A 25,753-nucleotide genomic window follows, 5' to 3' on the forward strand; every position below is an offset into this window, starting at 1 on the left:
TATTAATTCAGAATTCTATTGCGTACTTTTGTGCGACTTTTTTATGCAATAAATTTTCCAAAATAATGGATCAGAAAATACTTTCCCGCCTGGCTTCTTTTTTCTTTTCAACACGTTTAATGGCCGTACTTTTCCTGACTTATGCCGCGGCGATGGCCACAGGCACTTTCATAGAGAACGACTACAACACCGCAACGGCACGCATCCTGATTTACAATACGTGGTGGTTTGAAATGATTCACCTGCTTTTTTTTGTGAATTTCCTTGGAAATATCAAGCGATACCAACTTTGGAAAAAAGAAAAATGGGCCACCCTGACCCTGCACCTCGCGTTTATTTTTATCCTGATCGGTGCCGGAATTACAAGATATATCAGTTATGAAGGCATGATGCTGATCCGCGAAGGCGCAAAAACCAACGAATTTTATTCCGAAAAGAATTACCTCACCGTGACCGTGGACGGGCAGTACAAAGGAGGGCTCAAGCGGAAGATTAAGCAAAAGGAACTGCTGATGTCCCCGGTAACAAACAACAATTTTACGATTACCGATCAGTTTGCCGAGATTCCATATGAAGTGAAGTACGTCAGATACATCATGAACGCCAAACCTGAGATCAGGAAGGACGAAAAAGGTGTCCTGTACCTGAAAATGGTTGAGGCCGGCGGTGGCACGCGGCATGAGCATTTCTTAAAGGAGGGACAACTCGAAGAGATCCACAACCTGCTCTTTGCGTTCAATAAACCGACGCCCGGTGCCATTAATATCAGCGGCGATGCTTCCAACCTCACGATCCGCACGCCGTTTGAAGGGAATTTCATGCGTATGGCCGATAAGATGCAAGGGAAAGTCGTCAAGGATTCCGCCCAGAACCTGATGCTGCGCTCACTCTACAATGTCGGTGGAAGCCAGTTCGTATTTCCCGAACCCGCCATTAAGGGCGTTGAGGATTACGTATCAAATAACAATTACAAGGACAAGGAAACCGATGACGTATTGGTTGTAAAGATTGTCGCGGAGGGCAAGGAGAAAGAAGTCGCGTTGATGAGCGGTATCACCGATCCGGGCAAGACGAAAACATTCAATTCCGGCAACCTTGATTTTACGCTGTCATTCGGGAATAAGATTTACAACACGCCTTTTTTTGTGAAGCTCAACGATTTTGTGGCTGAAAAATATCCGGGAACCGAGAAGAGCTATTCGTCATTTGAAAGTAAGGTGACCGTGCTGGACACCCTTGAGGGAAACAACGAAAAATTTGATGCACGCATTTTCATGAACAATGTATTGGATTACAAAGGATTCCGTTTCTTCCAGGCTTCGTATGACCCTGATGAGATGGGCACGCGGCTTTCCGTCAATCACGATTTCTGGGGAACCACGATTACGTATGTCGGTTACTTCCTGTTGTTTTTCGGATTGATGGCAATTATGTTTACGAAGCATTCGCGCTTTGCCGACCTCAAGCGGAAACTGGAAAAAGTAAAACAGAAAAAAGCAGGTCTGATGGCGGTATTGCTGTTACTTTCGGGTTTCGGCGCGGCGGCGCAACACGAGATGAAAGCGCCAACTCAGCAGGAAATCAACGCCATTCTGACGAAATATAAAGTCAGCGGGACGCACGCAGCAAAATTCGGCCGCATTATCGTGCAGGATGTCGGCGGCAGGATGAAGCCCGTGAACACTTTTTCATCAGAATTGCTGCGCAAAGTGAGCCATTCCGATACGTATAACGACATGAACGCGGACCAGGTATTCCTTTCGATGACACAGTTCCCGAAACTTTGGTACGAGGTGCCGATTATCTACATCAATCCAGGGAATGACAGTATCCGTAAGATCATCGGTATCCCTTCCAAACAGAAATTCGCAAGATTTATCAATTTCTTTGATAAAATGGGGAACTACAAACTGTCGCCGTTTTTGGATAAAGCCTACGGTGCGGTAAATCCGACCAATTTCGAGAAGGATTTTGTGGAAACCGACAAGAAAATGAACCTGATGAATTCAGCATTGTCCGGGACCATTCTGAGGATTTTCCCGATTCCGGGAGACAAGAATAACAAATGGATTTCCTCAGCGGAACTGGATACGGCGCCGATTAAAGGCATGGATTCTATATTTACCAGGCAGATTGTACCGATTTACCTGAATTCCCTTTCCGTGGCTGCCCTGAACAAAAAATACAAGGAACCGGATTTTTATCTCGAGGGAATTTCCAAGTACCAAAAAAAGTACGGCGCGAAAGTGATGCCGAGCGACGATAAAATCTCATCTGAAATCCTTTATAACAAGATCAACATCTTCAGAAACCTTTTCTTTATGTATATGATGGCAGGGATTGTGATGATGATTTTTGTAATTATCCGCATTTTCAAGGAGAATAGGCTGATGCGGTTTTTGGTCAATTTCATGCATGTCGTCGTCGGATTATTGTTTGCGGCCCACACGGTTGGCCTTGTTGCGCGTTGGTACATTTCAGGGCACGCACCGTGGAGTAATGCGTACGAAGCCATTGTTTACGTCGCCTGGGCCACGATGTTCTTCGGTCTGGCGTTCGACCGGAAATCTAAACTGACCGTAGCGTCATCGGCATTCGTGACATCTATGATCCTCATGGCCGCATATGCCAACTGGGTTGATCCTGAAATCGCAAATCTGGTACCGGTACTGAACTCCTATTGGCTGATGATCCACGTTGCAGTAATTGTGGCGAGTTATGGTCCGTTTGCGCTGGGCATGGTGCTTGGATTCGTATCGCTGTTACTGATCTTTTTCACAACCGAAAAAAATAAGGAGAAAATGAAGCTCAATGTTCAGGAAATCACTTACATCAACGAAATGTCATTGACTATTGGTCTTGTGATGCTGACCATCGGAAATTTCCTGGGCGGGCAATGGGCAAATGAAAGCTGGGGTAGGTACTGGGGATGGGATCCTAAAGAAACATGGGCACTGATCAGTATTATGGTCTATGCATTTGTGATTCATGCGCGCTTTGTGCCTGCACTACGCGGCAAGTGGGTATTTAACCTGATGAGTATGTTCGCGTTCCTGTCTATTTTATTTACATATTATGGCGTGAATTTCCACCTTACCGGACTGCATTCTTATGCCAGTGGCGAAGCCAAATCACTGAGCTGGATGTGGTACAGCATGATAGTCATCGCATTCCTTGGAGCGATTACTTATGGTAAGCAGCGTAAATTCTATAAAAAATAAGAGATCTGTAAAATTACCCGCTTGTTATTTTTAACACCTGCTGTGGATTTTCCACATCGAAAGCTATTCTGTAATTTGTATTTTACCTTCAGGGAAGGGGCGGTAACTGGCCCTATGAAATAAATTTCAATCAACGTTACGGAGAACCCGTACCAATCGTTAAAGTTTTTGTTTCGTCCCCGACTGCTTTGTCAAACTATCAGGCACTAGAAAGCATCGGGAATCCTGGTTCACCAGAAACCGCATGTCATCCTACCCGGATTAACCGTAAGCGTTCTTTAACATTAGCGGATGGGGGATTGGCTTGATTAAGAACGTTTCGGCGGAACATCAAGTATTGAAGCTTCTTACAACCAATAAAAAAGGGCTCCGCTAACGGAGCCCTTTTTATTTATAGTAGTTGGCAATTTAAACTTTCATAGCACCTAGCGTGTACAACTGTTCCATTGTTGGCGTCGCACTTCCGCCTGCCGGTTCAAGTGTGATCCCGAAACCTTGTGGGGAAGCGGTGCTCTCCACAGCAAACATTTTGGCGTCGTTGGCTTTAAAGTCAGCCAATAGCCCGATGCTTGTGGGGACGAGTTGCGGACTCAGCTGCAACGACCATACCTGGTAGACTTTGCCTTCCGGAGGTTCGGGCAATCCGCTGGCGTCAACATAAACTGCCTGAGTCGACTTGTTCCAATAGATCCTCGCCTTGGCATCCGGTGCGACAGCCTGTCCGCCCAGGGGTACAATGACATTGTTTTCATCACGTACCACGGCAAGCATATTTTCCGTATTCCTGCTCTTGGCCTGCAGGGCATCCATATCGCCCTTCATTTTGGTTTTTTCGGCTTCTACAGTGACAATCTGATTGTTTGCAGATTCATTCAGATTGTAAAAATAGCATGTCCCGGCAAGTAGCAAAATTGCCGCTGCCCAGCCGATGTATGACATGGCGTTCGGGCGTTTCCTCATTTCAATGACGCCACCATGCTTTTCTATTAGCTGCCTGCGGATTTGGTTAAAATTGGCTGCAGACAAATAAGGCGACATACTGAAGGACAGGCTGATTACCGCTTTTTCAATAGACAGGATTTCATTCTTGATTTCCTGATGCTTTTGTGCCATCTCGCTGACTTCCTTCATTTCGTCCTCGGTAAGATTACCAAAAACGTAAAGTTCTAAAATTCCCGATTCAATATATGTTGTAATATCCATTTATACCTGTAAAAAGTTTCTCAAATCATTCATACAATTGCGGTTCTGCGTTTTTACCGTGCCTAACGGTATTTCGAGTTCTTCCGACGCCTCCTGCTGCGTGTAACCTTTAAAAAAGAGCAAATCGATAATCTGGATGCATTTCGGCTTTAATTTTTTGACGAATTCCCGGATGCCGATCGTATCTATACGGTTGGACAATTTATTACTGTCATCTAGCAGATGTACGAAATTATCGGCGCTCAGGTTTTTTCGGCTGTTATTAAAACCTTTGGACCGGAGTTTATCAATCGTGGTATTTCGGGCGATATTCAGGATCCAGGTAAAGAACCGGCCTTTACTCTCATTGTAGGTTTCGATGTTCTTCCAAATCTTCACAAACACTTCCTGTAACACATCTTCGGCCTCCTCGCGGTCGCGCACGAGATTGTAAATCACGCCGTAAAGATTTTTGGAGTACATGTCATAAAGCAGCGTGAACGCTCGTTCGTCTTTCTTCAAAACCAGCGGCAATAATTCTTCCTGGGTCATTTTGTAAGGATTTATGTTTCATACAAACTTATGCAAACTTTAGTAGAAAATAAAGCATTGTTTTAACAAATCGCGATTTGGCTCAACAAAAATGGCAGCCAGATTTTTTTAGCTTTCGTATTTCGCAACTTTTAACTACTTTTAGCTAAAATTTCCAAAATGAAAAAAATCACAATTTTAGCAGCCTGCCTCTTTTGTTTGTCAACTCAGGGCACGCTCGCACAACAGGCCAACATAAGCGCTCAACCTATGGATAATTCACCGAAAGCACAACCGAAGAAACTCTACGATTTCAATGCAAGGGACATCGCAGACAAGCCATTTGATTTTTCAACGCTGAAAGGCAAAAAAGTCATGATCGTAAATACGGCGTCTGAATGTGGCTTTACGCCACAATATAAGGAATTGGAAGAGTTGTACCAACGCTACAAGGACAAGAATTTCGTGATCATTGGGTTTCCGTCAAACGATTTCGGGGAGCAGGAACCGGGAAGCAACAAGGAAATCGCTGCGTTCTGCCAGAAAAATTACGGAGTTACGTTTCCGATGATGGCCAAAGTATCTGTGAACGGCCTAAATAAAAGTAAGGTTTACCAGTTCCTTACTGAAGAAAAACTGAACGGTCTTCGGAATTTTGATGTGAAATGGAATTTCCAGAAGTTCCTGATCGATGAGAATGGGAATCTTGTCAAGTCACTCGAATCTAAAGTGAGTCCGCTTGATCCGGCTATTACATCCTGGATTGACGGTGCGCAAAATACAGTCCAGAAAAAACAATAAAAAAACAAGGGTCTTCGGACCCTTTTTTATTTCAGTATCAGTTGCATCATAACGAGGTCAAGCCAGCGTCCGAATTTAAAACCGACTTCACGCAGGGTTCCCGTTACCTCAAAACCGAATTTTTCATGAAATGCAATGCTCCCGGTGTTTTCCGCATCAATACAGCCGATCATCACATGGTGGCCCTGCATGCTGGCGCGGGAGATGAGCGTTTCCAATAATAGTTTTCCGATACCACGGCCTTTGAACCCGTCCGACACATACACCGAATGCTCGACCGTGTGACGGTATGCCACCTTTACCCTGAAACTTCCGTACGTCCCGAATCCGGCAACGCGGCCGTCCACCTCGGCGACCACGACCGGATCACCGACGGAATTTTTGTCGCTGAACCATTGTTGCTGCTGTACGACCGTGCGTGCGTCATAATCATAGATCGCCGTTGTATGGAGTATGGCGTGATTGACAATCTCCAGTATCGCCGTAATGTCATTTTCTGTTGCATTGCGAACGGTTATCGCCATATCAGTTGATGTTTAATTCCTTAAAAAGGGCATCGGCCTCCTGCGAATTCCAGCCGAGGTTTCTCGTGAGTTCTTTCGCTTTTCGGGCGTAAGTGATGGCATTACTGCGGTCATTGACTTTTAGGTATAACTTCGACAGGATAATATTTCCATCATACGAGTCCATCAATTCCAATGCATGTTTCACCCATTTTATCGCGTAAGAAAGACGCTCGGTGTCCGCAAGATGCTGTAAGTAAGTGTTGGCAATTTCCTTGATGATTTTCTGGTTTCCCCACACATATTTTTCAACACCCTCTTCAGCCGCCTTTCGGTAAGCTGCCCAATTATTGGTGTGTTCCGCAAGCATGAGATCATATGAAAAGACCAAAGAATCGGCCTTCTGCAACCGCATCGACTTTACAATCTGCCGCTTCGATTTGTAGCCGAGACTATCCAGACTGGCAACGTAAGGTTCGAGCAATTCAGTGACGATGTTTCCGATTTTGCGTTGTACACGCGCCGGCGATGCAACCGCCGCAAACTGCTCCTGATGGCTGAGGACATACTGGAATTCGCGTGAGTTGATGTCTGTCACCGCATTGGCAATAATCCGCCAGTTGATGGTACTGGGCAACTGACTGTCGGACTGCGTTGCCAAATACTTGTGTGCTGCGGGTGAAAGCGCCTTGCGATCGCTTCCTTTACGCAGCGTAATCAGGTATGCAAGGCATTTTTCGGCATTAGACGGATCGGCGTCGAAAGCAGCTTTCAGGTACGGAAGTTGTTTTTCCGGAACCATGGCGTTTGCGGCCTCAGCGAGTAAATCATCCACTTTAAATTCTCCGTTCAGGCTGTATAGCAGCGTGCCCTGTTCATCGATGAAAAGCAGTCCGGGAAATGCCTTTACGCCAAATTTCTTACGCAATTCCGGCCCTTCGCCTTGTTCCCCATCAACCAACACATTGATAAAATGGCTGTTGAAGTATGCGCCTATTTTCGGATCAGTAAAAACCTGCTGCCGCATTTTCTCGCAGTGCGGGCACCAGGTGGCATAAATCATGTAAAAAACCGGTTTGCGCGCCGTCCTGGATTTTGCAATGGCCTGCTCGAAACCGATTTCCTCAAATTGCACGCCGTTTTGCGCCATGGCAGCATGGGCAAAAAATAAAATGAGCAGATACTTTAAGAGTGTGTTCATAATCCGTAATCAGAACGACAAATTTAAACAAAAAAGTTTCCCGAATGATGGCAGCCATGACCGCTTTAACGGTAAATTATCCGTAAATTTGCAGGGTAAAAATTGCCAGATGACCTTTCCTAAAATCCCTTTGGCGCAAAGCATAATCGAAATTTGTGCGCAGCAAGGAATACAACACATCGTGATTTCTCCCGGATCCAGAAATGCGCCGCTGACCATCGGTTTTGCCAGCCAGCCAAGATTTCGCTGTTACAGCATCGCCGACGAGCGCTGTGCGGCATTCTTCGCTCTGGGCATCGCACAGCAACTGCATGAGCCTGTGGTTTTGGTCTGTACTTCAGGGTCGGCATTGCTCAATTATTACCCGGCTTTTGCCGAGGCGTTTTACAGCCAGATTCCTTTGGTCGTAATTTCTGCCGACAGGCCAACAGATAAAATCGACATCGGTGACGGGCAAACCATCCGCCAGCAAAACGTGTATGCGAACCATTCGCTGTACAACGCCAATCTCAGCGAAAGCGCTTCCGCAGAAAATGACGCCGAAATCAATACAGCGATCGGGATCAGCCGCGTGAAAAAGGGTCCGGTACACATCAATGCGCCTTTTGAAGAACCATTGTACGAAACGCAGGAAGGGATTTCGGTGACGCCTGCCATTGCCGAAATGAACGTGACAGCTGCCCAAAACCCGAATCTTGCCAATTTTGCCGGAATCTGGAACGGCGCCAGAAAGAAACTGTTGCTCGTCGGCGTGAATGAACCGGGAGTCGTCAGCGATGCCGTTGTGGGCCAAATTGCCGCGGATCCGTCAATGATGGTCATGACGGAAACCACATCAAACCTGCACCATCCGTCATTCATCAACAATATCGACACGATCATCACGCCTTTTACAGAGGAAGAATTTGGCGCGCTGCAACCCGATTTGCTGATCACTTTCGGCGGCATGGTGGTATCAAAACGCATTAAGGCGTTCCTGCGTAAATACAGACCCAAAAACCATTGGCATATCGATCCGCTGCGTGCGTACGACACCTTCGGTGCGTTAACGAAACATTTCGAAATGCCGGTCAATGACTTTTTCGGACAATTGGCGCCATCGGTTGCGCACAGCGTCAGCGATTATCGTGAACTGGGCCAGGGGATAAAAGACTTGCGCGCCCGCCGCCACGAAGAATATCTGCGTAAAATGCCGTTTTGTGATTTTAAGGTTTTCGCTGCCGTGATGCCTGCCCTGCGCAGGGAGTCGCAACTTCAGATCAGCAACAGTGCGGCAATCCGGTATGCGCAACTCATCGAGATTGACCCGACCATCGAGGTGTTCTGTAACCGGGGTACGAGCGGTATAGACGGCAGCACGTCAACGGCGATAGGTGCGGCGCTGGCTTCAGGAAAACAGACTACGCTGATTACCGGCGACATCGGGTTTTTATACGACAGCAACGCACTGTGGAACAGCTACATCCCGAAGAATTTTAAGATCATCCTGGTCAACAACGGCGGCGGTGGCATTTTCAGGATCCTGCCCGGGCATCAGGAAACACCCGTGTTCAATACGTATTTCGAAACCGGTCATACGCTGACCGCGGAGCATCTGGCGAAAATGTTCGGATTGAATTATCTGAGCGCCAATGATGAAAACACTTTGGAAGTCGGGCTTTCAGCTTTGTTTGCCTCAGATGAGCGGCCCGCCATCCTCGAAGTGTTTACGCCAACTTCGGTAAACGACGGCGTATTGTTGCAGTATTTCCGCGAACTTATCTGAGTTTTTTGCCTTCAGCGCTTGCCGAAATGATCTTTTCCAGGCGTGCCAACCGCGTTTTTTCCTGCTTGCCTGCCATGAGCCAATGGATGATGGCTTTTTTGTACGATGGCGCTTGTTTCTCAAAAAATTCCCAGGCCTTTTGATTGGCTTTAAAGCCATTTTCGAGTGTTTCGTCGAGTTGTTGTAACGGCTTTTCAAATCCGTAAATTCCGATTTTCCCGGGCTTCCGCAGATTGTAGGCGGCCATTCCTGCTTCGTGCATGAGTCCTTCGGAAATCAGTTTCTCGACTTTTCTGATATTGACATTACTCCAGATGCTGTTTGCCTTTCGCGGCGTGAACCGCCTGGTATAGGATTGTTCATCCACAGGCTTCAGGTGTCCGTCAATCCACCCGAAACTGAGTGCTTGGTCAACGGAGTCCGGCCAGTTCATGCTCGGTTTGCCGCTTCCGGTTTTATAGAACAAAACGATTGCTTCGGTGCATTTGTCGTGGTTTTCCTCAAGCCACTTTCTGAAATCGGATGCTTTCTCGAAAAATAACGGTCTCACGGGTTCATTTTGGTTTTGATAAAAATAGTGATTTAAACCAAAGCAACTTCGTAACTTCGCAATCTGATTTTACCATGATGATCGAGATAGGAAAATACAACACACTTCAAATCTTAAGGAGCACCAAAGTGGGCTTGTTTTTAGGCGAAAATGCTGACGCCGAAGGCATACTGCTCCCGAACAAGTACGTGCCTGAACAATACGAAATAGGGGACATGATAGCGGTTTTTGTATACCTTGACCATGAGCAGCGCCCTGTTGCGACCACATTGGAGCCCTATATTACGCTTCATGAGTTTGCCTTGTTGCGTGTCAGTTATGTCAATAAAACCGGCGCATTCCTCGATTGGGGGTTGGAGAAGGACATCCTGGTGCCGTTCAGGGAGCAGGCCCGCCCGATGGAAAAAGGGAAACGCTATCTCGTACACTTGTACCTCGACGACAAAACCAACCGACTGGTAGCGTCAAGTAAAATCAATCAATTCCTGAGCAATGAAACCCTTACAGTTGCCGTGGGCGATGAAGTGAACCTGATTGTATCGCACATTACTGATCTTGGCATCAATGTCATCATCAATGAAAAACATAAGGGGCTGCTGTATAAGAACGAGGTTTTTGAAGAAGGGGTGCGTACCGGCGATCATGCAATCGGATACATCAAATTAATACGTCCTGATAACAAAATCGACGTGTCACTGGAGAAACCCGGTTATGAGAAAATCGAGTCGAACGCGCAGAAAATCCTTGACGAACTCAAAGCGAGCCGAGGCGGTTTCCTGCGATTGAATGACAGTAGCGACCCTGAAGATATCAAGACCGTTTTGCAAATGAGCAAGAAAACCTTCAAGCAATCGATCGGAGCGTTATACAAGCAAAAATTGATTGACATCAAGGAAGACGGCATTTACCTATTGTAATGTCACTACACCAATTCCATAACTGGACGCAGGATCTGGGTTACTGCGAAGGCCGCCATCCGGTACTGTTTATCGGCCACGGCTCACCGATGAACGGGATTGAACACAACGCGTTTTCAGAAAGCTGGGCCAAAATGGGCAGGGATATCCCCAATCCTAAAGCCGTGCTGGTGATTTCAGCGCATTGGCTTACGAGGGGCACGCACATTACCGCGATGCCAAATCCGAGGACCATCCACGATTTTGGCGGATTCCCGAAAGAACTGTTTGAAGTGCAGTACCCGGCGCCCGGTGAGCCAGCTCTGGCGGAGGCCACAAAAACACTTATTGCCATGACCGATATAGGTCTTGACCACGACTGGGGGTTAGACCATGGCACCTGGACCGTTGTGCGGCATATGTATCCTGATGCTGACATTCCCGTGCTGCAGTTGAGCATCGATTATGCGAGGCCCGCAGGATACCACTTTGAGCTGGCAAAGCAATTGGCTTCGCTTCGCAACAAAGGCGTGTTGATCATTGGCAGCGGCAATATGGTCCACAATTTAAGGATGGTCGCCTGGGACAAATTGACTGAGCCCGAATATGGCTTCGATTGGGCTTTGGAGATGAATTCGGTATTTAAGGAAAAGATTCGAAACGGCGAGGCATCAGCGTTGGTCAATTATGAAAAACTGCATGCTGCGGCGAAACTTGCCATTCCGACTCCGGATCATTATTACCCGCTGCTGTATGCGATGGCGTTACAGCAAAATGGTGACGACATCCGTTTTTTTAATGACAAGGCCGTTGGTGGTTCCCTGACGATGACGTCGGTGAAATGGGGTTAACAAACCTGGATCCCGGGATTTATCTGCAATAGTAATGTTACGAATGCTTCTTTGTTTTCAGGCGAAATGAAAATATCGTCGAACGTATTGAAATGTATTACAAATCCCCTGTTGCTTAATCCGGGTTTGAATGTACTGTATTTTACAAACGAATTATTCTCTTCGATCTTCCTGATTTTTGAAATGTCAATCTTTCCTCTGATCGGGCCGGAACGATAAAATAAAATCTCCCCGTCAACGATATATTTTGTATCCAAGACCATCGAGATAAAAAACGCTTCAATCAGAACGACAATGATAAACGGGACTATTATTGACCCAAATTCTTCCTCAAATGCAGCAAAAATTATGGGTATTGGCAATGCAATTACCAATACCCCCATAACAATCATTGTTGCGGTACTTTTAGCAGAACGAAAAACAGTCATTACACGCCCAGTTCTTTTTTGGTTTTCTTAAGCAGGCCCTCTTTGTGGACCAAAACTGAGATCGCTTTCAGGCGTACGTAAGGAACGCTCATATAAACAAAGCCGGAATGAGGTCCTTTGCTTCCCCATGAATTCTTAACCTTGTAGTACATATTGCCCTTCTGGTCTTTGACTTTCCCAACGATGTGCATCAAATGATCATCAGTGGTGTCAAAATTTTCGAATTCGGCCTGACGGAAATCGGGTGTAACCTGTTTTTCGGGCTTGATTTCGGTCAGGATTGCTTTCTTGTCGGCGTCGTTGTCAGGAATCACGGCCAGTTGCTTTTCTGCCGAAAAAGTGTCCTCGGAGACATCAATATCCACTGCCAGTGTGTAACCTTTATCTATCGCATTGTCGATATTCTGCATGAATTCATCCAACGGCATATTGTAAAAACTGCCATTTGAAAAATTATCGGGGATATCAAGTATAAACGGTTTGTAATAAGGCTCGTTAATGTAGGAAGAGATGGTCACGTAATCCTCGAGCCTGAGTTTGGTCATTGCGAGGAAACTTTTCGGTGTGTACATTTTTCCCTGATAGTTAAACTCAGTGACGGTTTTACCCAAAGTCTCATCAAGCACTTTCTTTACTTCATTCTTCCATTCGGGAGACAGTTTTTTGCCGGGATCGGCATAGCCCTTGAGCATTTTCTCGAGTTCGGCGACCATTTTGCTATGATTGTATTTTGTTGCATTTCCTGTGAGTCCCGTGTACGCTTCTTCGGGAACCAGACCGAAATCCCTGGCGCTGTTGATCACATCATGAGCCAGTCCGCCCTCGCCGAACTGCGCATGTCCCTGACGCATCACGTACGTCCAGGCCTTTTTATCGTAGGTATGGCGTACATTGAACATTTCCGATAGGTCGACCGGTTTCCCTGTCATACGGATGATTTCAGCTTCAAGGAATGAGGTAGTGGAGAAGCTCCAGCAGGTGCCGGTCTGGTCTTGCGAAATGACGGGCGTCGCCTCAATATCTTTAACAGTTTGAAATTCATACGCCTGGCCGTAGCCGTAAAATCCTATCGACACCAGCGCAAGGCTTAAAATGCTTTTTTTCATTTTATTTAAGTGGGTTTTTGTTTATGTAAGTCTGAAAAATGGTTTATTTTTACGCTAAAATAATACAAATATGAATCACATACAGTGGGAAACTGTTAAAGATTTTGAGGACATCACGTATAAGAAATCCAATGGCGTGGCGCGTATCGCGTTCAACCGCCCGAACGTAAGGAACGCTTTCCGACCGAAAACCACCAGCGAATTATATCAGGCTTTTTACGATGCGCAGGAAGATACGTCGATTGGCGTAGTGCTTCTTTCTGCCGAAGGCCCTTCCACGAAAGACGGCGTATACGCTTTCTGCAGCGGCGGTGACCAGAGCACCCGTGGACATCAGGGTTATGTAGGCGAGGACGGACAACATCGGTTGAATATCCTGGAGGTACAGCGCCTGATCCGCTTTATGCCGAAAGTCGTAATTGCCGTTGTTCCCGGCTGGGCAGTCGGTGGCGGGCACAGCCTGCATGTGGTTTGCGACATGACACTGGCGAGTAAGGAACACGCGATCTTCAAACAGACTGACGCCGATGTGACCAGTTTTGACGGCGGCTATGGCTCTGCATATTTGGCAAAGATGGTAGGGCAGAAGAAGGCCCGCGAAATATTCTTCCTCGGGCGCAATTATTCGGCGCAGGAAGCTTTCGAAATGGGAATGGTAAATGCCGTAATTCCCCATGCCGAATTGGAAGATACGGCGTATGCGTGGGCGCAGGAAATCCTGCAGAAATCACCTACATCGATAAAAATGCTCAAATTTGCGATGAACCTCACTGATGACGGTATGGTCGGCCAGCAGGTATTTGCGGGTGAAGCGACGCGTCTCGCGTACATGACCGAAGAAGCGAAGGAAGGCCGCAATGCGTTTCTTGAAAAGCGCAAGCCCGATTTTGGCAAAAACAAATGGTTGCCGTAAATAGAGTTCAAGCAAAATAAGAAGTTAAGCGTAGTCGCGATTATGGAAAACTTTACAAATGATACGATTGATACCAAACAGCTTCCGAGGTTTGAGGCCGTTGAAATGACGAAACTGCACCGGTTTTACTGGAAAGCACTGCTGATCAACACGCTGATTGTAATGATCATCGTCGGGATTGCATTGGGTTTCGCTTCGTACAATATTGAAGAATGGGTCGAATACCAGATGGAAATCAGCGTGGGTTATGTCGTTTTTACGGCGCTCCTGCTGTTGTTCCTGCGTCTCGGTTTTAAGAAAAAAGCGTACGCATTCCGCGAGCATGATGTAATTTACCGACGCGGCGTTATCGCTACCAATACGATCGTAATCCCTTACAACAGAGTGCAACATGTGTCCTTACATGAAGGCTTTGTTTCCCGGATTTTTGGATTGGCCGAAGTCGAGATTTTCACTGCCGGAGGCGCATCCAGCGACATTGGGATTCCGGGTATCGCAAAATCCGAAGCAGAGAACATCAAACAGCTCCTGATGGGCAAAATCCAAAAAACACTGTAAATGAAACCTGATTTCAGTCAGCCGCAAAGGCAATCCGTAGTCGGGATTATCGTCATGTTCTTCGATACGATGCGCCATTTGATCAAGGCGATGTGGCCGATGCTCGCCATCTTCATTTTAAAGCCCAAAGTGTCTCTGCTCTATGTCGGGGCCGCCTTGCTGCTCATTGTCGTGGCTATTGGCGTCATAGCCTGGCTGAAGTACCTTAATTTTACTTTTTTTCTCGACGACGAGAATGAGGAATTCGTCATCACCGAAGGCGTACTGAACAAGTCGCGCACGACAATCAACCTCAATAAGATCCAGCAGGTCAATATCAAACAGTCACTGATCCAGAAAATCATCGGCGTCTTTTCACTCGATGTAGATACGGCCGGATCTTCAAAAGAAGAAGTCGTAATCAAAGCCGTGTCGCATGGCATTGCCACCGATCTGAAATCCCGACTATTGGCGCACAATTTCAACAAACCACTGTCGCCGGAGTTCGCCGAAGCACCTTTGCATGTTGAAAATGACCACACGGAAACCGCCTCACCATTCGTAAAAATCAGTTTCAAAAGCCTGCTGAAAATGGGATTTACGTCCAATTACGTGAAGAGCTTTTTCCTGCTGCTGGCGTTTTTCTTTTCGACCTACGAAAACATCCGGCAGGTTTACGACGGCGATGGGATTGACACCGACCGCATCGACAGTTACGCGTCCCAATTCACCATAATAGAATTAATCCTTGTCGTGACGTTGCTGATTTTCGCCGTCATTATCGTAGTAAACGTTTTCCGGATGGTATTGCGTTATTTTGACTATACGATCATGAAGCAACAGGGCTCACTGCTGCTTTCGTTTGGTTTACTGAACACAAAAAGCACGATCATTAAACCTGAAAAAGTACAGATCGCCGTGGTCACACAAAATTACTTCCAGAAGAAAATGGGTGTGCTGCAAATGCGCGTCAGGCAGGCCACGGGCGGACTGCGGGGCGAAAAAAATACCGCAATCGAAATTCCGGGTTGCAACGCCGCAGAACGCGATGCCATTTTAAAATTGCTGTTTCATGCGCTTCCGCAGAAAGGCCTCGCGCTTGTGCCCAACTGGCGCAAACTTGTATTTTCAATTTTCCTGACGATCGTCATTCCCGTTGCCGGATTTTTCATGATCAAGAATTACAGCAGGACCGAAAACGACAATCTGTATTACTTTGTCGGCATTTACATCGTACTGCTGGCATTGCTGCAATATTATAAGTTCAGGAATGCCCGCCTTTTCATCCATAACGATTTTATCATAAAGCAAAGCGGCGCGTGGGACATCAGCCATGAAATCATCGAGCCGCAGAAAATACAGGCCGTGACGACTTCGCAACTGTTCTGGCACAAAAACCTGAACATCGGCTCAGTGACGCTGCATACTGCAGGCGGGAATATCAGCTTCCAGCTCGGAAATTTCGACGTCATAAAGGATTACGCCAATCTGTGGCTCTATGGCCTGGAAACGTCCGACAGCAACTGGATGTAATATAAACGCGAATGGAAAATTATCAACAACAAACAAATTATTTACACAATTGATTTTCGGACGAAATCGTCCATTGTCGATTATCAACCATCAATTACAATGAAACATTGGGTCGAAGCCGCAAGGGTCAGGACATTGCCACTTTCCGTATCAGGAATCATCGTCGGAAGTTTTTATGCGATGTCGCAATCCATCTTTAACTGGAAGATTGTCATTTCGGCACTCAGTACCACGCTGCTGCTGCAGATTTTGTCCAATTTTGCCAACGACTACGGCGATGGCATAAAAGGCACCGACAACGACGAGCGCGTCGGGCCGAAGCGCGCCATACAAAGCGGCGTGATTTCTCCACAGGCAATGAAAAAGGCGATCATGATCACATCGGTGCTCACGCTTTGCTCTGCCGTGAGCCTGATTTATGTGGCGTTCCGCGATACGAACATTACGTACTCGCTGTTCTACCTGGTGCTCGGGATTTTGGCGATTTTCTCTGCCATCCGTTACACTGTGGGCGATACGGCCTATGGTTATCGCGGATACGGCGATGTATTTGTGTTTATTTTCTTCGGGCTGGTGAGCACGATAGGGGTCAGCTTCATGGTTTTAAAAACCATTGATCCGCTGCTGATTTTACCCGCGACGGCCATCGGCTTCCTGAGTACAGGAGTATTGAACCTGAACAACATGCGCGATGAGGCATCCGACCGCAAATCGAATAAAAACACCATTGTCGTGAAAATTGGCGGCGCCAAGGCCAAAGTCTACCACTACTTTTTATTGGTTTCAGCCATGGTTTTAACGCTCGTTTTTGCGATCTGCTTCGATTTGTACAAGGATGCGAATCCGGGAGAATTTAATCCTGATATTTACGTGTTCCTGTTGGCTTACATTCCCATTATCCGGCACCTGGTGACCGTAGCTAAAAACAAGGATCCGAAAAAGCTCGACCCCGAGCTCAAGAAGCTGGCGCTGGGCACTTTCGCCATGTCTGTGCTGCTCGCGCTTTCGATGATTTATTTCTTTACGGACATCTTGCTGCAGATTTACCTATATTTCACACAACAAAATTAACCATATGAAAATTACATTTTACGGACACGCATCGCTGGGCATCGCGGTCAGCGGCAAAAACATCCTCGTCGACCCTTACATTTCGGCGAACGACAAGGCATCGCAGATCGACATCCATTCGCTTCCGGCCGACTATATCCTGCTGACACACGCGCATGGCGACCACATACTCGACGTAGAAGCCATCGCAAGCCGCACCGGCGCGGTCATTGTTTCCAATGCGGAAATTGCGGCTTATTATGAAGGCAAGGGCTTTAAGACGCACCCGTTAAACCATGGCGGCAGTAAGCAGTTCGATTTCGGCAAGGTAAAATATGTGAATGCAATCCATTCGAGCCAGTTCCCTGATATGGCATACGGCGGAAACCCTGGCGGTTTTGTCATCGAAGGCGAGCATAAGAATATTTACATCGCCGGCGATACCGCCCTGACGATGGATATGAAACTGATTCCGCTGCGTACCAAACTTGACCTGGCCATACTGCCGATCGGCGACAACTTTACGATGGACGTCGAGGATGCAATCATCGCCTCAGATTTCGTACAATGCGACAAAGTCCTGGGTGTGCATTACGACACTTTCGGATACATCATCATCAACCGGGAAAAGGCGATTCGACAGTTCTTTGACAAGGGCAAAGACCTGATGCTGCTGGACATCGGCGCTTCCATTGACCTCTAATTTTTCAGGAGCTGATCCGGCTGTCCGCTGTATCTTTTCCCGGCTAAAGCCGCCGGCAAAAGGATGCCGCTGCCATCCGGGCTAGGGGTTCCGTTCTCAAATGATATGACGACTAAAAACATTATTTTCTTCCTCCTTGCCTTTAGCCAGTGGATTTTCGCACAGCCGGAAGGGTATTGGGACAAAGACCGCGCCACGACGAAAGAAATCAAGCTGGCCGCAGGTGACCGTATTGTTGTGCGTACCGAGGATTTTCCGACGGGCACCACTGAGGTCGTTTTTCGGATTACACTGCTCGATGACAACCAGCAGATGGCCAACAGCCTGGTGTCGGTACTCAAATCCATTCCGGACCCGACAGGAATCAGCCAGGGTTCAGCGGGCGCCGTGTTCCTGATGTCTAAGGTTTCAGGCGATGACAAATGCACTTACGCGGTCTTTTCGTCTGAAAAGAACGCATCGGCTTACGTCAAGGAAGGCAAGACCGATAAATCCTGCTGGAAGCAGGGAGAACCGTTGAGCAAGGATGCCAAGCGGCTTTCCATTGACAAAAGCGGTTGCTTCGGCAGTGATGCGATGTGGTTTGGTTTTGAAAGCAAAAACTGGATCATGAAAAGCAAGATCGTGCTTGAAGTGGTGCCCTGGGTCGACCGGAACCTGAACCGCGGCTGGACCGTCGAAAACCGTAAATCAATCCTTGCCATCAGTAAAACTTCGGATATCGCCGAATTGATGCTTTCGCCTGACGACTACTGCGTTTGTATTTTGGATAAGATCCAGCAAAAATACACTTACAACCAATATGCCAAACTGCTCGCGGTCGAGAAGACGAAGATTTTCAAGGACTTTGGCAATTCGTGCCTTTCCAGGTCGGAAGACAATCTCGCCATCCAGGCCAACATCCGCACTGATGCAGCCAGACATTTTAAAAACAGAAAATACAACGAGGCCATCAGGCTGTTGCAGGCCGGGATCATTGACAGGGGCACAGCAAAGGCACTCGATTACAACGCCATTGGGCAATATTACCTGTATTCCAGGCAATTCGAGAAAGCCATCAGGGCGTTTAAGGAAGGTGAGAAACTGGACAACTCCGAATTGCTCATCAAGCTCAATCTCGCACATGCCTATTTGTTGAACGATGACTTTCAGGCTGCGAAGACGCTGCACCGCAAATACATGCTGCAAAATGTGACGGCGTCGCTGAGCTGGAAAGACAAGACGAACAGCGATTTCAATGACTTCAGGTCGGCCGGAATCGATTCTGAAAATTTCGCACGCATCTTAAAACTGTTTCGCTAAGTGAAAGCATCCTACTATCGTTATCCACTGCAGTTTAAAGTGCCATCCGGTACTTCACGTGGCATCCTGACAGAAAAGGAAACCTGGTTTTTGGTCATTGAAAGTGACGGCAAAACAGGTATTGGCGAATGCGGGATCCTGAGAGGACTCAGTTATGACGACGTTCCGGATTATGAACAAAAATTGCGATGGGTTTGCGACAACATCCAATTGGGTGAAGAGGTTTTATGGGAATCACTGCGTGACTTTCCTTCCATACAATTTGGAGTGGAGATGGCATTCCGGTCACTGGCAGCACAAGATCCATTTATTTTATTCCGTTCGGAATTCACGGCAGGAACAAAATCAATCCCGATTAACGGGTTGGTATGGATGGGTGACGAAGCGTTCATGAAAGCACAGATCGAAGAGAAGATTGCAGCGGGTTTTAGGTGCATTAAGCTCAAGATCGGGGCGATTGATTTTAATAAGGAACTCGATTTATTGCGTTTTATCCGCAGTAATTTCACCGCTGAACAGATGGAAATACGTGTGGATGCCAACGGAGCGTTTTCCTTAGATTCCGCTTTATATAAAATAAATCAACTGTCTGAATTTAAATTACATAGCATAGAACAACCTATTGCTAAAAACAATACTGACAGTATGGCAGCCCTGTGCAAAAACAGCGATTTGCCTATTGCACTTGATGAAGAGTTGATCGGTGTTACGGCACGTTCGGAAAAAGAAAACCTGCTTCGCGCCATCATGCCACAATACATCATTTTAAAACCCAGTTTCATCGGCGGGTTTCGCGGGACAAACGAATGGATAGCGCTGGCCAGGAAATATGGAATAGGGTGGTGGATTACCTCGGCGTTGGAAAGCAACATCGGACTCAATGCAATTGCGCAATGGACCTACACGCTGCGCAATCCCATGCCCCAGGGGTTGGGTACGGGCGCGCTTTACACCAACAATTTTGATGGGCCGCTTGCTGTGCGGAGTGGCGCGCTTTGGTTCGATCATAACGTTCCGCAGCAGTTCAACCTGGCTTAAAACCTGATTTCTGCATCTAATCCGATAAAGGCCGCATATTCTTCTGCCTTGATCTCAATCAAACGCTTTGCCCTTTTATTGAATTCAGCGAAAGGAGTGCACTCAAAGACCACCTTACTTTTCCTAAAACTGCGTTTCCATGTGCCCGCGGCCTTTCCGTTTATCAATATTACCGGGTTAAAAATCCCGTTCTTTGTAAATGCTTTAGGCTGGTGTTTCAAATCAATGGCGGCGATACGGTCTTTATAGCTGATCAGGTATTCGTCGAACGCAGGCAACAAATGTACGGTTTCATTCATCGCCATGATTGATTGGGGACGATACCAGTAAACAGACCCACCTGTTTCCGTTGACTCCAGCTGCTGCTTCGACGATTCCAAAGCCACCCTGGCATTTGTAACAGACAACCCCGACCACCATGTAAAATCGGAGAGTGTCGCCGGACCGTGACTCGTAAAATACCGCAGCGACAAATCGTGTAACGCTTTTTCCTTAGTGAAGCCGGTTGGTTCGCCAACGCGTTCCTGCAGCAGCATATAAGTGAATTGCCTGCCGCGCATCGGACCATTGCAGACCAGTTGTTCCATTTCCGCGAACATCATAATGTGGGCAGGCTTGAGATGGTCGACGGGCACATGATGTTTAACCAATTCCTGCATAATCTCTTCGCGTGTCATCGATTTGTGGACTGACAGCAATTGTTCGATAACTATTATGGATTTATGGAGCGCCTTTGCGTCGAGTCCGAGTCTGGCTGACGCCGACAGTAAAGGGACGCGGATCTGCGGCGCAGTGAGTTCAAGCATCCAGTGGATGTCGTCTGCAGCCACAAAGTGCCAGGTCGGCCGCAACAGGTGTGTCCGCAGGATGGCACCTGAATTGATGGCGTCATCAACAACGGCTTCGCTCTCGCCGCTACGCATTCCGATCGCCCATTTTGCCATGCCGTAATCCTGTGCCTGCATGGCCCCAAGGTGACGCACAACTTCCTGCACATTCTTTTCATGCCCGGTTTGCAGCAACTGGCTCGAAAGGCGCAAAGCCAATAAGTCCGAAGCCTTCATTTACGTGTTTCCGGTTTGAAATTTACGTAGCGAATGCAGTGCCTGTTGCTGTACTTTATTCTGAAGAAATCCCGTCCATCCCAGCAGTAAGCCCTTGATGCCAAGTGCCTGCCGACTCCATTTCCAGATATCAAAGTGGTCTGTATGGCGAAAAATCAGCCCGTCCCTGAATTCAAATCGCGCATGAATCACATTCACGACGTTTCGGCCGGTGCTGCTGAAAACGTAGGTCGCGATCCAGGTTGCTGATCCGGCATGCCCTTCCGACCTGATTTCGGAAAATCCAATATCGAGATGCCCTTTGCTGCGGGCAATCAGCATATGCCACATATCGCTGACATCCTTTCCTTTGAGCAGGCCAAATACAGGGTCCTGGAATGTCACATCGGGATGGTAGCAGCTCGCCATCGTATCAGGATTGTGGCTTGCAAATGCTGCGTAAAATTCTTCAATCAACTGCTGGTTGGGATTCATTTTTAGAAAAAAGGATTTATGGTGTGTAGTCTTCGGTCCAATTGGCTGATTTAATTGCAGATACTTTGCCGTCCGAATTGACCGTCACACGCAGTTCGCGCACGGTATGTTTCCATTGGTAATCGGCCTTGTAACGGAATATCAGCGAATTGTTTGATCTGTTCTGCAACACCTGAGCCAGCTTCAGGTCCTGGAACCTGCCATATTTTATGAGGAACTTCTGGCAGGTTTTGGTGATTTTTTCAGGTGTGATGTTTTTAATGATTTCAGCAGTAGCTTCACTGGTGTTGAATGGCTTAAAACGAGACGTATTACAGCTGACGAGGATGCGCTTACCCAATTCGTACGCCCGATTTTTCGACGCTGTATTGACTTCAGTAGGATCCACCCTCACAAATTTAGCGACGTTTTTTTTTACCTTGCATGCCAGTAACGACAGGCAGATCAGGCACCCGATCAGCAAAGTTCTCATGGCGCGTCGAATTTAAAAAGCAACTCAGGGTCGGGACAATTCTTTAAATAATGCGGTAAATCGTCTTCTGAACAAACTCCGGGATAATCGCCGAAATGGTCTTCGAGATTAAGGATAATCTGGAAATGGAGGTGGGGTGCGTAGTTCCCGTTCACTGACGTGTCGCCTATTGTTGCAAAGGCCACATTCCGCCCGATCTGGTCGCCGATTTCAATATTTTCAATGCTTTCGGTTGACAGGTGACCGTAAAGTGTGTAGAAATGATGTCCATCAATTTTATGTTCCAGGATGATGGTCGGACCATAGTCGCCTTCGCCCGCATTGTAATCAAAACTATGAACTGTGGCGTCGAGTGGCGCGATGACCTTTGTGCCTGCTTTCGCCCAGAAATCAAAACCCAGATGGATATTGCGTTCGGCGCTTTCGTCATCGTTGAACAGTGCATTATGGTGGTACAATGTACGTTTTTCGTTGTACCCGCCATAGGCCACGGTCGCCTGGTTGGTGTGCAGGTAGTCATCGATAAAGGATTGGAAATGAGTGGGGTCCTGGAGGAACTTTCTGGAATGGTCGGTTAACTTTTCTGACAAGTCGATCGCCACATACTTACTGATATGGATGTCACTGTCAAGCACTTTCACCCTCTGTATATCATAAAGGAAATTTTCAAAAACGGTCATAGATGTTTGGTTTAGTTCCTTAAAGTTAAAATAAAAAATGCCAACATAAAATTTTTATGTTGGCATTATAACTTTAAATTAAGAATTCCTATTTCTTGACTTCGATGGCAGCACCTTTTTTGTTAACCTCGACAGTCGTGCTTTTTGTTTCTGTTTTGGTCTGTACATCGACACCGTTTTTCCCAACCGTTACGCTGGTACCGTCTTCGGTTTTCTCTGGCGCAGCCTCAGGCGTAGGTGGAGGAGGCGGTGGTGCCGGAGCTTCAGCCGGCGCTTCAGGAGCCGGAGGTGGGGCAGGTGCATCTTTTTTACAGGATACGATGGCGAATGACGAAATCATTGCAGCCATCAGGATTACTTTTTTCATACGTTAAGGTTTTTTAAATTGTTAATTACTGCAATAACTTATTATAATGCTTTTTATTGCAACCCTTAAGGTAACGAAAAAACACATGCCTTGTAAAAAAATCATTTAAATGCCGGTGACAAAGTAACTAGTACAACGCCGGAAATTGTGCCGGTTTGCTTTCACTCATGATTGCATATGCCTTTTCGTAAATGTCCTCGACCGAGGGTTTTGAGAAATAGTCCCCATCGGTTCCGTAAGCCGGCCTGTGTGCTTTTGCAGTAAGTGTTTCCGGTTTGCTGTCCAGAAAGCGGTAACCGTCCTGTGCTTCCAAAACCTGTTGCAGGATGAAGGCTGAAGCGCCACCGGGCACATCCTCGTCAACCACGAGCAGGCGGTTTGTTTTCTGCAGGCTTTTCACAATATCTTTGTTGACGTCAAACGGCAGCAGCGATTGTACATCGATAATATCACACTCAATGCCCGTCTCCTGCAATTCTTTGGCCGCCTGTTCAATAAGCCTCAAAGTGGATCCATACGAAACAATCGTAATGTCCCTGCCTTCGCGTATCGTCTCCACGACCCCGATTGGTGTCCTGAATTCCCCTAGGTTTGTTGGCATCTTTTCTTTAAGTCTGTACCCATTAAGGCATTCAATAACCAATGCAGGTTCGTCGGTCTCCAGTAATGTGTTGTAAAAACCGGCAGCCTTCGTCATATTCCTGGGTACCAGAACGTGGATACCACGGATCGCATTGATGATCATTCCCATCGGTGACCCCGAATGCCAGATGCCTTCCAGGCGGTGCCCGCGCGTACGGATGATCAGCGGGGCTTTCTGCCTGCCTTTGGTGCGGAATTGCAGTGTCGCCAGGTCATCGCTCATAATTTGGATCGCGTACAGCAGGTAGTCGAGGTATTGTATTTCGGCAATGGGGCGCAGTCCGCGCATCGCCATCCCGATGCCCTGGCCGAGTATTGTTGCCTCGCGTATCCCGGCATCAGCAACACGCAACTCGCCGTATTTTTCCTGCATGCCTTCCAATCCTTGGTTTACATCGCCAATATTTCCGGCATCTTCGCCGAAAACCAAGGTTTCAGGGTATTTTGCAAAGATTGCGTCGAAATTATCCCTTAAAATTACGCGGCCGTCCGCATCCTCGTTATTTTCATTGTAAGCGGGCGGAACTTCCTGAACCGAAAAAACATTGGCATCGGAAGCGGAAAACAGGTGGGAACTGAAGTTCGGCTGTATCTTTTCAGTGTAATCCGAAATCCATTTTGAAAGCGCCGTATGCTTATTTTCCTTGGACACCAAGCGCAGGATTTTTCGTGCCGTACTCAAGAGATCTTTTCTTCCCGGCTCTTTTATGGATTTGATTTCGGAAATATGTTTTTCGATGAAAACCTTATTGTCGCTTGCAGCCGCAGTCTTTTCCAACAGGGCGACCAACTCGGACTGCTCTGCTTTCATCGGGTTGATGAACGCGTTCCATGCGGTTTTTTTGCCTTCGAGCACCTGCTTCCTGGCATCGTTTTCCAGGGCGTCGAGCTCCTCAGGCGTGGCCACATTGGTGGCGATCATCCAAAGCCTCATCTGGCGAACGCAATCAAAATCGCTTTCCCAGGCAAGCCTTTCAGTATTTTTGTAGCGCTCGTGCGAACCTGAAGTGGAGTGCCCCTGTGGCTGTGTTAGTTGGTAAACGTGGATCAGCACCGGTACATGCTCCTCACGGGCGATTTTTGCAGCCTTTTGGTAAGTGTCTACCAGCGAGGCATAATCCCATCCTTTGACCTTAAAAATCTCATAACCGTTGCCGTGTTCATCGCGTTGGAAGCCTTTAAGGATTTCCGATATGTTCTCTTTGGTTGTCTGGTGGCGCGCGTGGACCGAAATTCCATAATCATCGTCCCAAACACTCATGATCATAGGAACCTGAAGGACACCGGCAGCATTGATGGTTTCAAAAAACAACCCTTCAGACGTGGATGCGTTCCCGATGGTACCCCACGCTACCTCGTTTCCGTTAATCGAGAAGTTGGTTTTATTATGGATCCCGCTGACGTTCCTGTAGATCTTCGACGCCTGCGCCAAACCGAGCAATCTGGGCATCTGGGCCGCGGTGGGGGAGATGTCGGCGCTGGAATTCTTTTGTAGCGTCAGGTTTTTCCAGTTGCCGTTTTCGTCGAGCGAATGGGTGGCAAAGTGTCCGCCCATCTGCCTTCCGGCAGACATCGGATCAAAATTCAGGTCGGTATGGCCATACAAGCCTGCGAAAAACTTTTCTATGGTCATCTCGCCGATAGCCATCATGAAAGTCTGGTCGCGATAATAGCCTGACCGGAAATCCCCATTTTTAAAAGCCTTGGCCATCGCGAGCTGCGGCACTTCCTTCCCGTCACCGAAAATCCCGAATTTAGCCTTGCCGGTCAGCACCTCACGCCTTCCCAGAAGACTGCATTCCCGGCTTACGACCGCAATTTTATAATCGTTGATGACTTCGGTTTTGAAATCTTCGAAAGTTAGAGCTGCATTGGTTTCTGCCTGTGCCATATCGGGGAATTATTGAATATATCCGGCAAATTTACTGAAAAACGGCACAAGT

The 25,753-nt window shown here is 47.3% G+C and carries 25 protein-coding genes; 12 read left to right on the forward strand and 13 right to left on the reverse strand.

From position 1 onward, the window contains the following. Positions 1 to 119: 119 nt before the first annotated feature. The gene (locus tag HYN48_RS10715) at positions 120 to 3,221 is read left to right on the forward strand and encodes a cytochrome c biogenesis protein (RefSeq protein ID WP_425433092.1); all 3,102 of its coding nucleotides are present in this window, start codon (positions 120 to 122) and stop codon (positions 3,219 to 3,221) included. Positions 3,222 to 3,629: 408 nt separating this feature from the next. On the opposite strand, the gene HYN48_RS10720 is transcribed toward HYN48_RS10715, so the two are convergent. Together HYN48_RS10720 and HYN48_RS10725 are read right to left on the reverse strand one after the other, a co-directional pair. Further along, positions 3,630 to 4,424 carry an anti-sigma factor gene (locus tag HYN48_RS10720; RefSeq protein ID WP_108371565.1) on the reverse strand — a complete coding sequence of 265 codons (795 nt, stop codon included), beginning with the start codon at positions 4,422 to 4,424 and terminating at the stop codon, positions 3,630 to 3,632. Then, positions 4,425 to 4,955 (reverse strand): RNA polymerase sigma factor, encoded by a 531-nt coding sequence (locus HYN48_RS10725; RefSeq protein WP_108371567.1) that lies wholly within the window; start codon positions 4,953 to 4,955, stop codon positions 4,425 to 4,427. A 159-nt stretch (positions 4,956 to 5,114) separates the two neighbouring features. On the opposite strand from HYN48_RS10725, the gene HYN48_RS10730 reads away from it, so the two are divergent. Beyond that, positions 5,115 to 5,735: a glutathione peroxidase gene (locus tag HYN48_RS10730; RefSeq protein WP_181248459.1), complete on the forward strand. Its 621-nt coding sequence runs from the start codon at positions 5,115 to 5,117 to the stop codon at positions 5,733 to 5,735. Between the two features lie 26 nt (positions 5,736 to 5,761). On the opposite strand, the gene HYN48_RS10735 is transcribed toward HYN48_RS10730, so the two are convergent. Then, the gene (locus HYN48_RS10735) at positions 5,762 to 6,259 is read right to left on the reverse strand and encodes a GNAT family N-acetyltransferase (protein WP_108371569.1); all 498 of its coding nucleotides are present in this window, start codon (positions 6,257 to 6,259) and stop codon (positions 5,762 to 5,764) included. A 1-nt stretch (position 6,260) separates the two neighbouring features. After that, the gene (locus HYN48_RS10740; RefSeq protein WP_108371571.1) at positions 6,261 to 7,439 is read right to left on the reverse strand and encodes a thioredoxin family protein; all 1,179 of its coding nucleotides are present in this window, start codon (positions 7,437 to 7,439) and stop codon (positions 6,261 to 6,263) included. Between the two features lie 109 nt (positions 7,440 to 7,548). Here HYN48_RS10740 and menD point away from each other — a divergent pair, with 109 nt between their 5' ends. Further along, complete coding sequence (gene menD, locus HYN48_RS10745; protein WP_108373561.1) at positions 7,549 to 9,204, forward strand: 2-succinyl-5-enolpyruvyl-6-hydroxy-3-cyclohexene-1-carboxylic-acid synthase; 1,656 nt, start codon at positions 7,549 to 7,551, stop codon at positions 9,202 to 9,204. Here menD and HYN48_RS10750 read toward each other — a convergent pair. Beyond that, positions 9,197 to 9,754, reverse strand: a complete 558-nt coding sequence (locus tag HYN48_RS10750) for a YdeI/OmpD-associated family protein (RefSeq protein WP_108371573.1) — start codon at positions 9,752 to 9,754, stop codon at positions 9,197 to 9,199. The genes menD and HYN48_RS10750 overlap by 8 nt on opposite strands. Before the next feature lie 77 nt (positions 9,755 to 9,831). Between HYN48_RS10750 and HYN48_RS10755 the strand changes: the two genes are divergently transcribed. Both HYN48_RS10755 and ygiD read left to right on the forward strand, forming a co-directional pair. After that, complete coding sequence (locus tag HYN48_RS10755) at positions 9,832 to 10,671, forward strand: CvfB family protein (RefSeq protein ID WP_108371575.1); 840 nt, start codon at positions 9,832 to 9,834, stop codon at positions 10,669 to 10,671. Continuing rightward, positions 10,671 to 11,501: a 4,5-DOPA-extradiol-dioxygenase gene (gene ygiD, locus HYN48_RS10760; RefSeq protein ID WP_108371577.1), complete on the forward strand. Its 831-nt coding sequence runs from the start codon at positions 10,671 to 10,673 to the stop codon at positions 11,499 to 11,501. The genes HYN48_RS10755 and ygiD overlap by 1 nt, the downstream gene beginning before the upstream one ends. Here the strand turns inward: ygiD and HYN48_RS10765 are convergent. After that, complete coding sequence (locus HYN48_RS10765) at positions 11,498 to 11,884, reverse strand: PH domain-containing protein (RefSeq protein WP_181248460.1); 387 nt, start codon at positions 11,882 to 11,884, stop codon at positions 11,498 to 11,500. The genes ygiD and HYN48_RS10765 overlap by 4 nt on opposite strands. A gap of 44 nt (positions 11,885 to 11,928) precedes the next feature. Continuing rightward, complete coding sequence (locus HYN48_RS10770; RefSeq protein WP_108371582.1) at positions 11,929 to 13,035, reverse strand: C1 family peptidase; 1,107 nt, start codon at positions 13,033 to 13,035, stop codon at positions 11,929 to 11,931. A gap of 70 nt (positions 13,036 to 13,105) precedes the next feature. Between HYN48_RS10770 and HYN48_RS10775 the strand changes: the two genes are divergently transcribed. From HYN48_RS10775 to HYN48_RS10805, 7 genes are all read left to right on the forward strand, one after another. Continuing rightward, positions 13,106 to 13,948 (forward strand): 1,4-dihydroxy-2-naphthoyl-CoA synthase, encoded by an 843-nt coding sequence (locus tag HYN48_RS10775; RefSeq protein ID WP_181248461.1) that lies wholly within the window; start codon positions 13,106 to 13,108, stop codon positions 13,946 to 13,948. A 42-nt stretch (positions 13,949 to 13,990) separates the two neighbouring features. Continuing rightward, the gene (locus HYN48_RS10780; RefSeq protein WP_108371584.1) at positions 13,991 to 14,506 is read left to right on the forward strand and encodes a PH domain-containing protein; all 516 of its coding nucleotides are present in this window, start codon (positions 13,991 to 13,993) and stop codon (positions 14,504 to 14,506) included. Beyond that, positions 14,507 to 16,018 carry a PH domain-containing protein gene (locus HYN48_RS10785; RefSeq protein WP_108371586.1) on the forward strand — a complete coding sequence of 504 codons (1,512 nt, stop codon included), beginning with the start codon at positions 14,507 to 14,509 and terminating at the stop codon, positions 16,016 to 16,018. A 99-nt stretch (positions 16,019 to 16,117) separates the two neighbouring features. Beyond that, positions 16,118 to 17,089 (forward strand): 1,4-dihydroxy-2-naphthoate octaprenyltransferase, encoded by a 972-nt coding sequence (menA, locus tag HYN48_RS10790; protein ID WP_108371588.1) that lies wholly within the window; start codon positions 16,118 to 16,120, stop codon positions 17,087 to 17,089. 4 nt (positions 17,090 to 17,093) lie between these two features. Next, on the forward strand, positions 17,094 to 17,771 hold the full coding sequence (locus HYN48_RS10795) for a metal-dependent hydrolase (protein ID WP_108371590.1): 678 nt from the start codon (positions 17,094 to 17,096) through the stop codon (positions 17,769 to 17,771). 105 nt (positions 17,772 to 17,876) lie between these two features. Next, positions 17,877 to 19,073 carry a tetratricopeptide repeat protein gene (locus HYN48_RS10800; protein WP_108373565.1) on the forward strand — a complete coding sequence of 399 codons (1,197 nt, stop codon included), beginning with the start codon at positions 17,877 to 17,879 and terminating at the stop codon, positions 19,071 to 19,073. Further along, the gene (locus tag HYN48_RS10805; RefSeq protein ID WP_108371592.1) at positions 19,074 to 20,111 is read left to right on the forward strand and encodes an o-succinylbenzoate synthase; all 1,038 of its coding nucleotides are present in this window, start codon (positions 19,074 to 19,076) and stop codon (positions 20,109 to 20,111) included. On the opposite strand, the gene HYN48_RS10810 is transcribed toward HYN48_RS10805, so the two are convergent. The 6 genes from HYN48_RS10810 to HYN48_RS10835 all read right to left on the reverse strand — a co-directional run bounded on the left by HYN48_RS10810 (position 20,108) and on the right by HYN48_RS10835 (position 25,701). Continuing rightward, positions 20,108 to 21,175 carry a winged helix DNA-binding domain-containing protein gene (locus tag HYN48_RS10810; RefSeq protein WP_108371594.1) on the reverse strand — a complete coding sequence of 356 codons (1,068 nt, stop codon included), beginning with the start codon at positions 21,173 to 21,175 and terminating at the stop codon, positions 20,108 to 20,110. The two genes, HYN48_RS10805 and HYN48_RS10810, sit on opposite strands and share 4 nt — an antisense overlap. Beyond that, a complete protein-coding gene (locus HYN48_RS10815; RefSeq protein WP_108371596.1) occupies positions 21,176 to 21,649 on the reverse strand; it encodes a nuclear transport factor 2 family protein in 474 nt (157 codons plus the stop codon). A gap of 16 nt (positions 21,650 to 21,665) precedes the next feature. Next, positions 21,666 to 22,121, reverse strand: coding sequence for a hypothetical protein (locus HYN48_RS10820; RefSeq protein ID WP_108371598.1), 456 nt, complete (start codon positions 22,119 to 22,121; stop codon positions 21,666 to 21,668). After that, entirely contained in the window at positions 22,118 to 22,801 is a 684-nt protein-coding gene (locus HYN48_RS10825) for a peptidoglycan DD-metalloendopeptidase family protein (protein WP_108371600.1), read from the reverse strand. Before HYN48_RS10825 ends, HYN48_RS10820 begins: the two co-directional genes overlap by 4 nt. An 88-nt stretch (positions 22,802 to 22,889) precedes the next feature. Further along, a complete protein-coding gene (locus HYN48_RS15295) occupies positions 22,890 to 23,168 on the reverse strand; it encodes a hypothetical protein (RefSeq protein ID WP_181248462.1) in 279 nt (92 codons plus the stop codon). Between the two features lie 127 nt (positions 23,169 to 23,295). Continuing rightward, on the reverse strand, positions 23,296 to 25,701 hold the full coding sequence (locus HYN48_RS10835) for an alpha-ketoacid dehydrogenase subunit alpha/beta (protein ID WP_108371604.1): 2,406 nt from the start codon (positions 25,699 to 25,701) through the stop codon (positions 23,296 to 23,298). Between the last annotated feature and the right edge of the window lie 52 nt (positions 25,702 to 25,753).

The organism is Flavobacterium magnum (assembly GCF_003055625.1).
Classification (GTDB): Bacteria; Bacteroidota; Bacteroidia; order Flavobacteriales; family Flavobacteriaceae; genus Flavobacterium; species Flavobacterium magnum.

What these genes read in the sequence shown, in the direction of transcription:
- HYN48_RS10715 (WP_425433092.1), top strand. Translation starts at nt 120, where the DNA reads ATGGCCGTACTTTTCCTGACTTATGCCGCGGCGATGGCCACAGGCACT.
- HYN48_RS10720 (WP_108371565.1), bottom strand. Translation starts at nt 4,424, where the DNA reads ATGGATATTACAACATATATTGAATCGGGAATTTTAGAACTTTACGTT.
- HYN48_RS10725 (WP_108371567.1), bottom strand. Translation starts at nt 4,955, where the DNA reads ATGACCCAGGAAGAATTATTGCCGCTGGTTTTGAAGAAAGACGAACGA.
- HYN48_RS10730 (WP_181248459.1), top strand. Translation starts at nt 5,115, where the DNA reads ATGAAAAAAATCACAATTTTAGCAGCCTGCCTCTTTTGTTTGTCAACT.
- HYN48_RS10735 (WP_108371569.1), bottom strand. Translation starts at nt 6,259, where the DNA reads ATGGCGATAACCGTTCGCAATGCAACAGAAAATGACATTACGGCGATA.
- HYN48_RS10740 (WP_108371571.1), bottom strand. Translation starts at nt 7,439, where the DNA reads ATGAACACACTCTTAAAGTATCTGCTCATTTTATTTTTTGCCCATGCT.
- menD (WP_108373561.1), top strand. Translation starts at nt 7,549, where the DNA reads ATGACCTTTCCTAAAATCCCTTTGGCGCAAAGCATAATCGAAATTTGT.
- HYN48_RS10755 (WP_108371575.1), top strand. Translation starts at nt 9,832, where the DNA reads ATGATCGAGATAGGAAAATACAACACACTTCAAATCTTAAGGAGCACC.
- ygiD (WP_108371577.1), top strand. Translation starts at nt 10,671, where the DNA reads ATGTCACTACACCAATTCCATAACTGGACGCAGGATCTGGGTTACTGC.
- HYN48_RS10765 (WP_181248460.1), bottom strand. Translation starts at nt 11,884, where the DNA reads ATGGGGGTATTGGTAATTGCATTGCCAATACCCATAATTTTTGCTGCA.
- HYN48_RS10770 (WP_108371582.1), bottom strand. Translation starts at nt 13,035, where the DNA reads ATGAAAAAAAGCATTTTAAGCCTTGCGCTGGTGTCGATAGGATTTTAC.
- HYN48_RS10775 (WP_181248461.1), top strand. Translation starts at nt 13,106, where the DNA reads ATGAATCACATACAGTGGGAAACTGTTAAAGATTTTGAGGACATCACG.
- HYN48_RS10780 (WP_108371584.1), top strand. Translation starts at nt 13,991, where the DNA reads ATGGAAAACTTTACAAATGATACGATTGATACCAAACAGCTTCCGAGG.
- HYN48_RS10785 (WP_108371586.1), top strand. Translation starts at nt 14,507, where the DNA reads ATGAAACCTGATTTCAGTCAGCCGCAAAGGCAATCCGTAGTCGGGATT.
- menA (WP_108371588.1), top strand. Translation starts at nt 16,118, where the DNA reads ATGAAACATTGGGTCGAAGCCGCAAGGGTCAGGACATTGCCACTTTCC.
- HYN48_RS10795 (WP_108371590.1), top strand. Translation starts at nt 17,094, where the DNA reads ATGAAAATTACATTTTACGGACACGCATCGCTGGGCATCGCGGTCAGC.
- HYN48_RS10800 (WP_108373565.1), top strand. Translation starts at nt 17,877, where the DNA reads ATGACGACTAAAAACATTATTTTCTTCCTCCTTGCCTTTAGCCAGTGG.
- HYN48_RS10810 (WP_108371594.1), bottom strand. Translation starts at nt 21,175, where the DNA reads ATGAAGGCTTCGGACTTATTGGCTTTGCGCCTTTCGAGCCAGTTGCTG.
- HYN48_RS10815 (WP_108371596.1), bottom strand. Translation starts at nt 21,649, where the DNA reads ATGAATCCCAACCAGCAGTTGATTGAAGAATTTTACGCAGCATTTGCA.
- HYN48_RS10820 (WP_108371598.1), bottom strand. Translation starts at nt 22,121, where the DNA reads ATGAGAACTTTGCTGATCGGGTGCCTGATCTGCCTGTCGTTACTGGCA.
- HYN48_RS10825 (WP_108371600.1), bottom strand. Translation starts at nt 22,801, where the DNA reads ATGACCGTTTTTGAAAATTTCCTTTATGATATACAGAGGGTGAAAGTG.
- HYN48_RS15295 (WP_181248462.1), bottom strand. Translation starts at nt 23,168, where the DNA reads ATGAAAAAAGTAATCCTGATGGCTGCAATGATTTCGTCATTCGCCATC.
- HYN48_RS10835 (WP_108371604.1), bottom strand. Translation starts at nt 25,701, where the DNA reads ATGGCACAGGCAGAAACCAATGCAGCTCTAACTTTCGAAGATTTCAAA.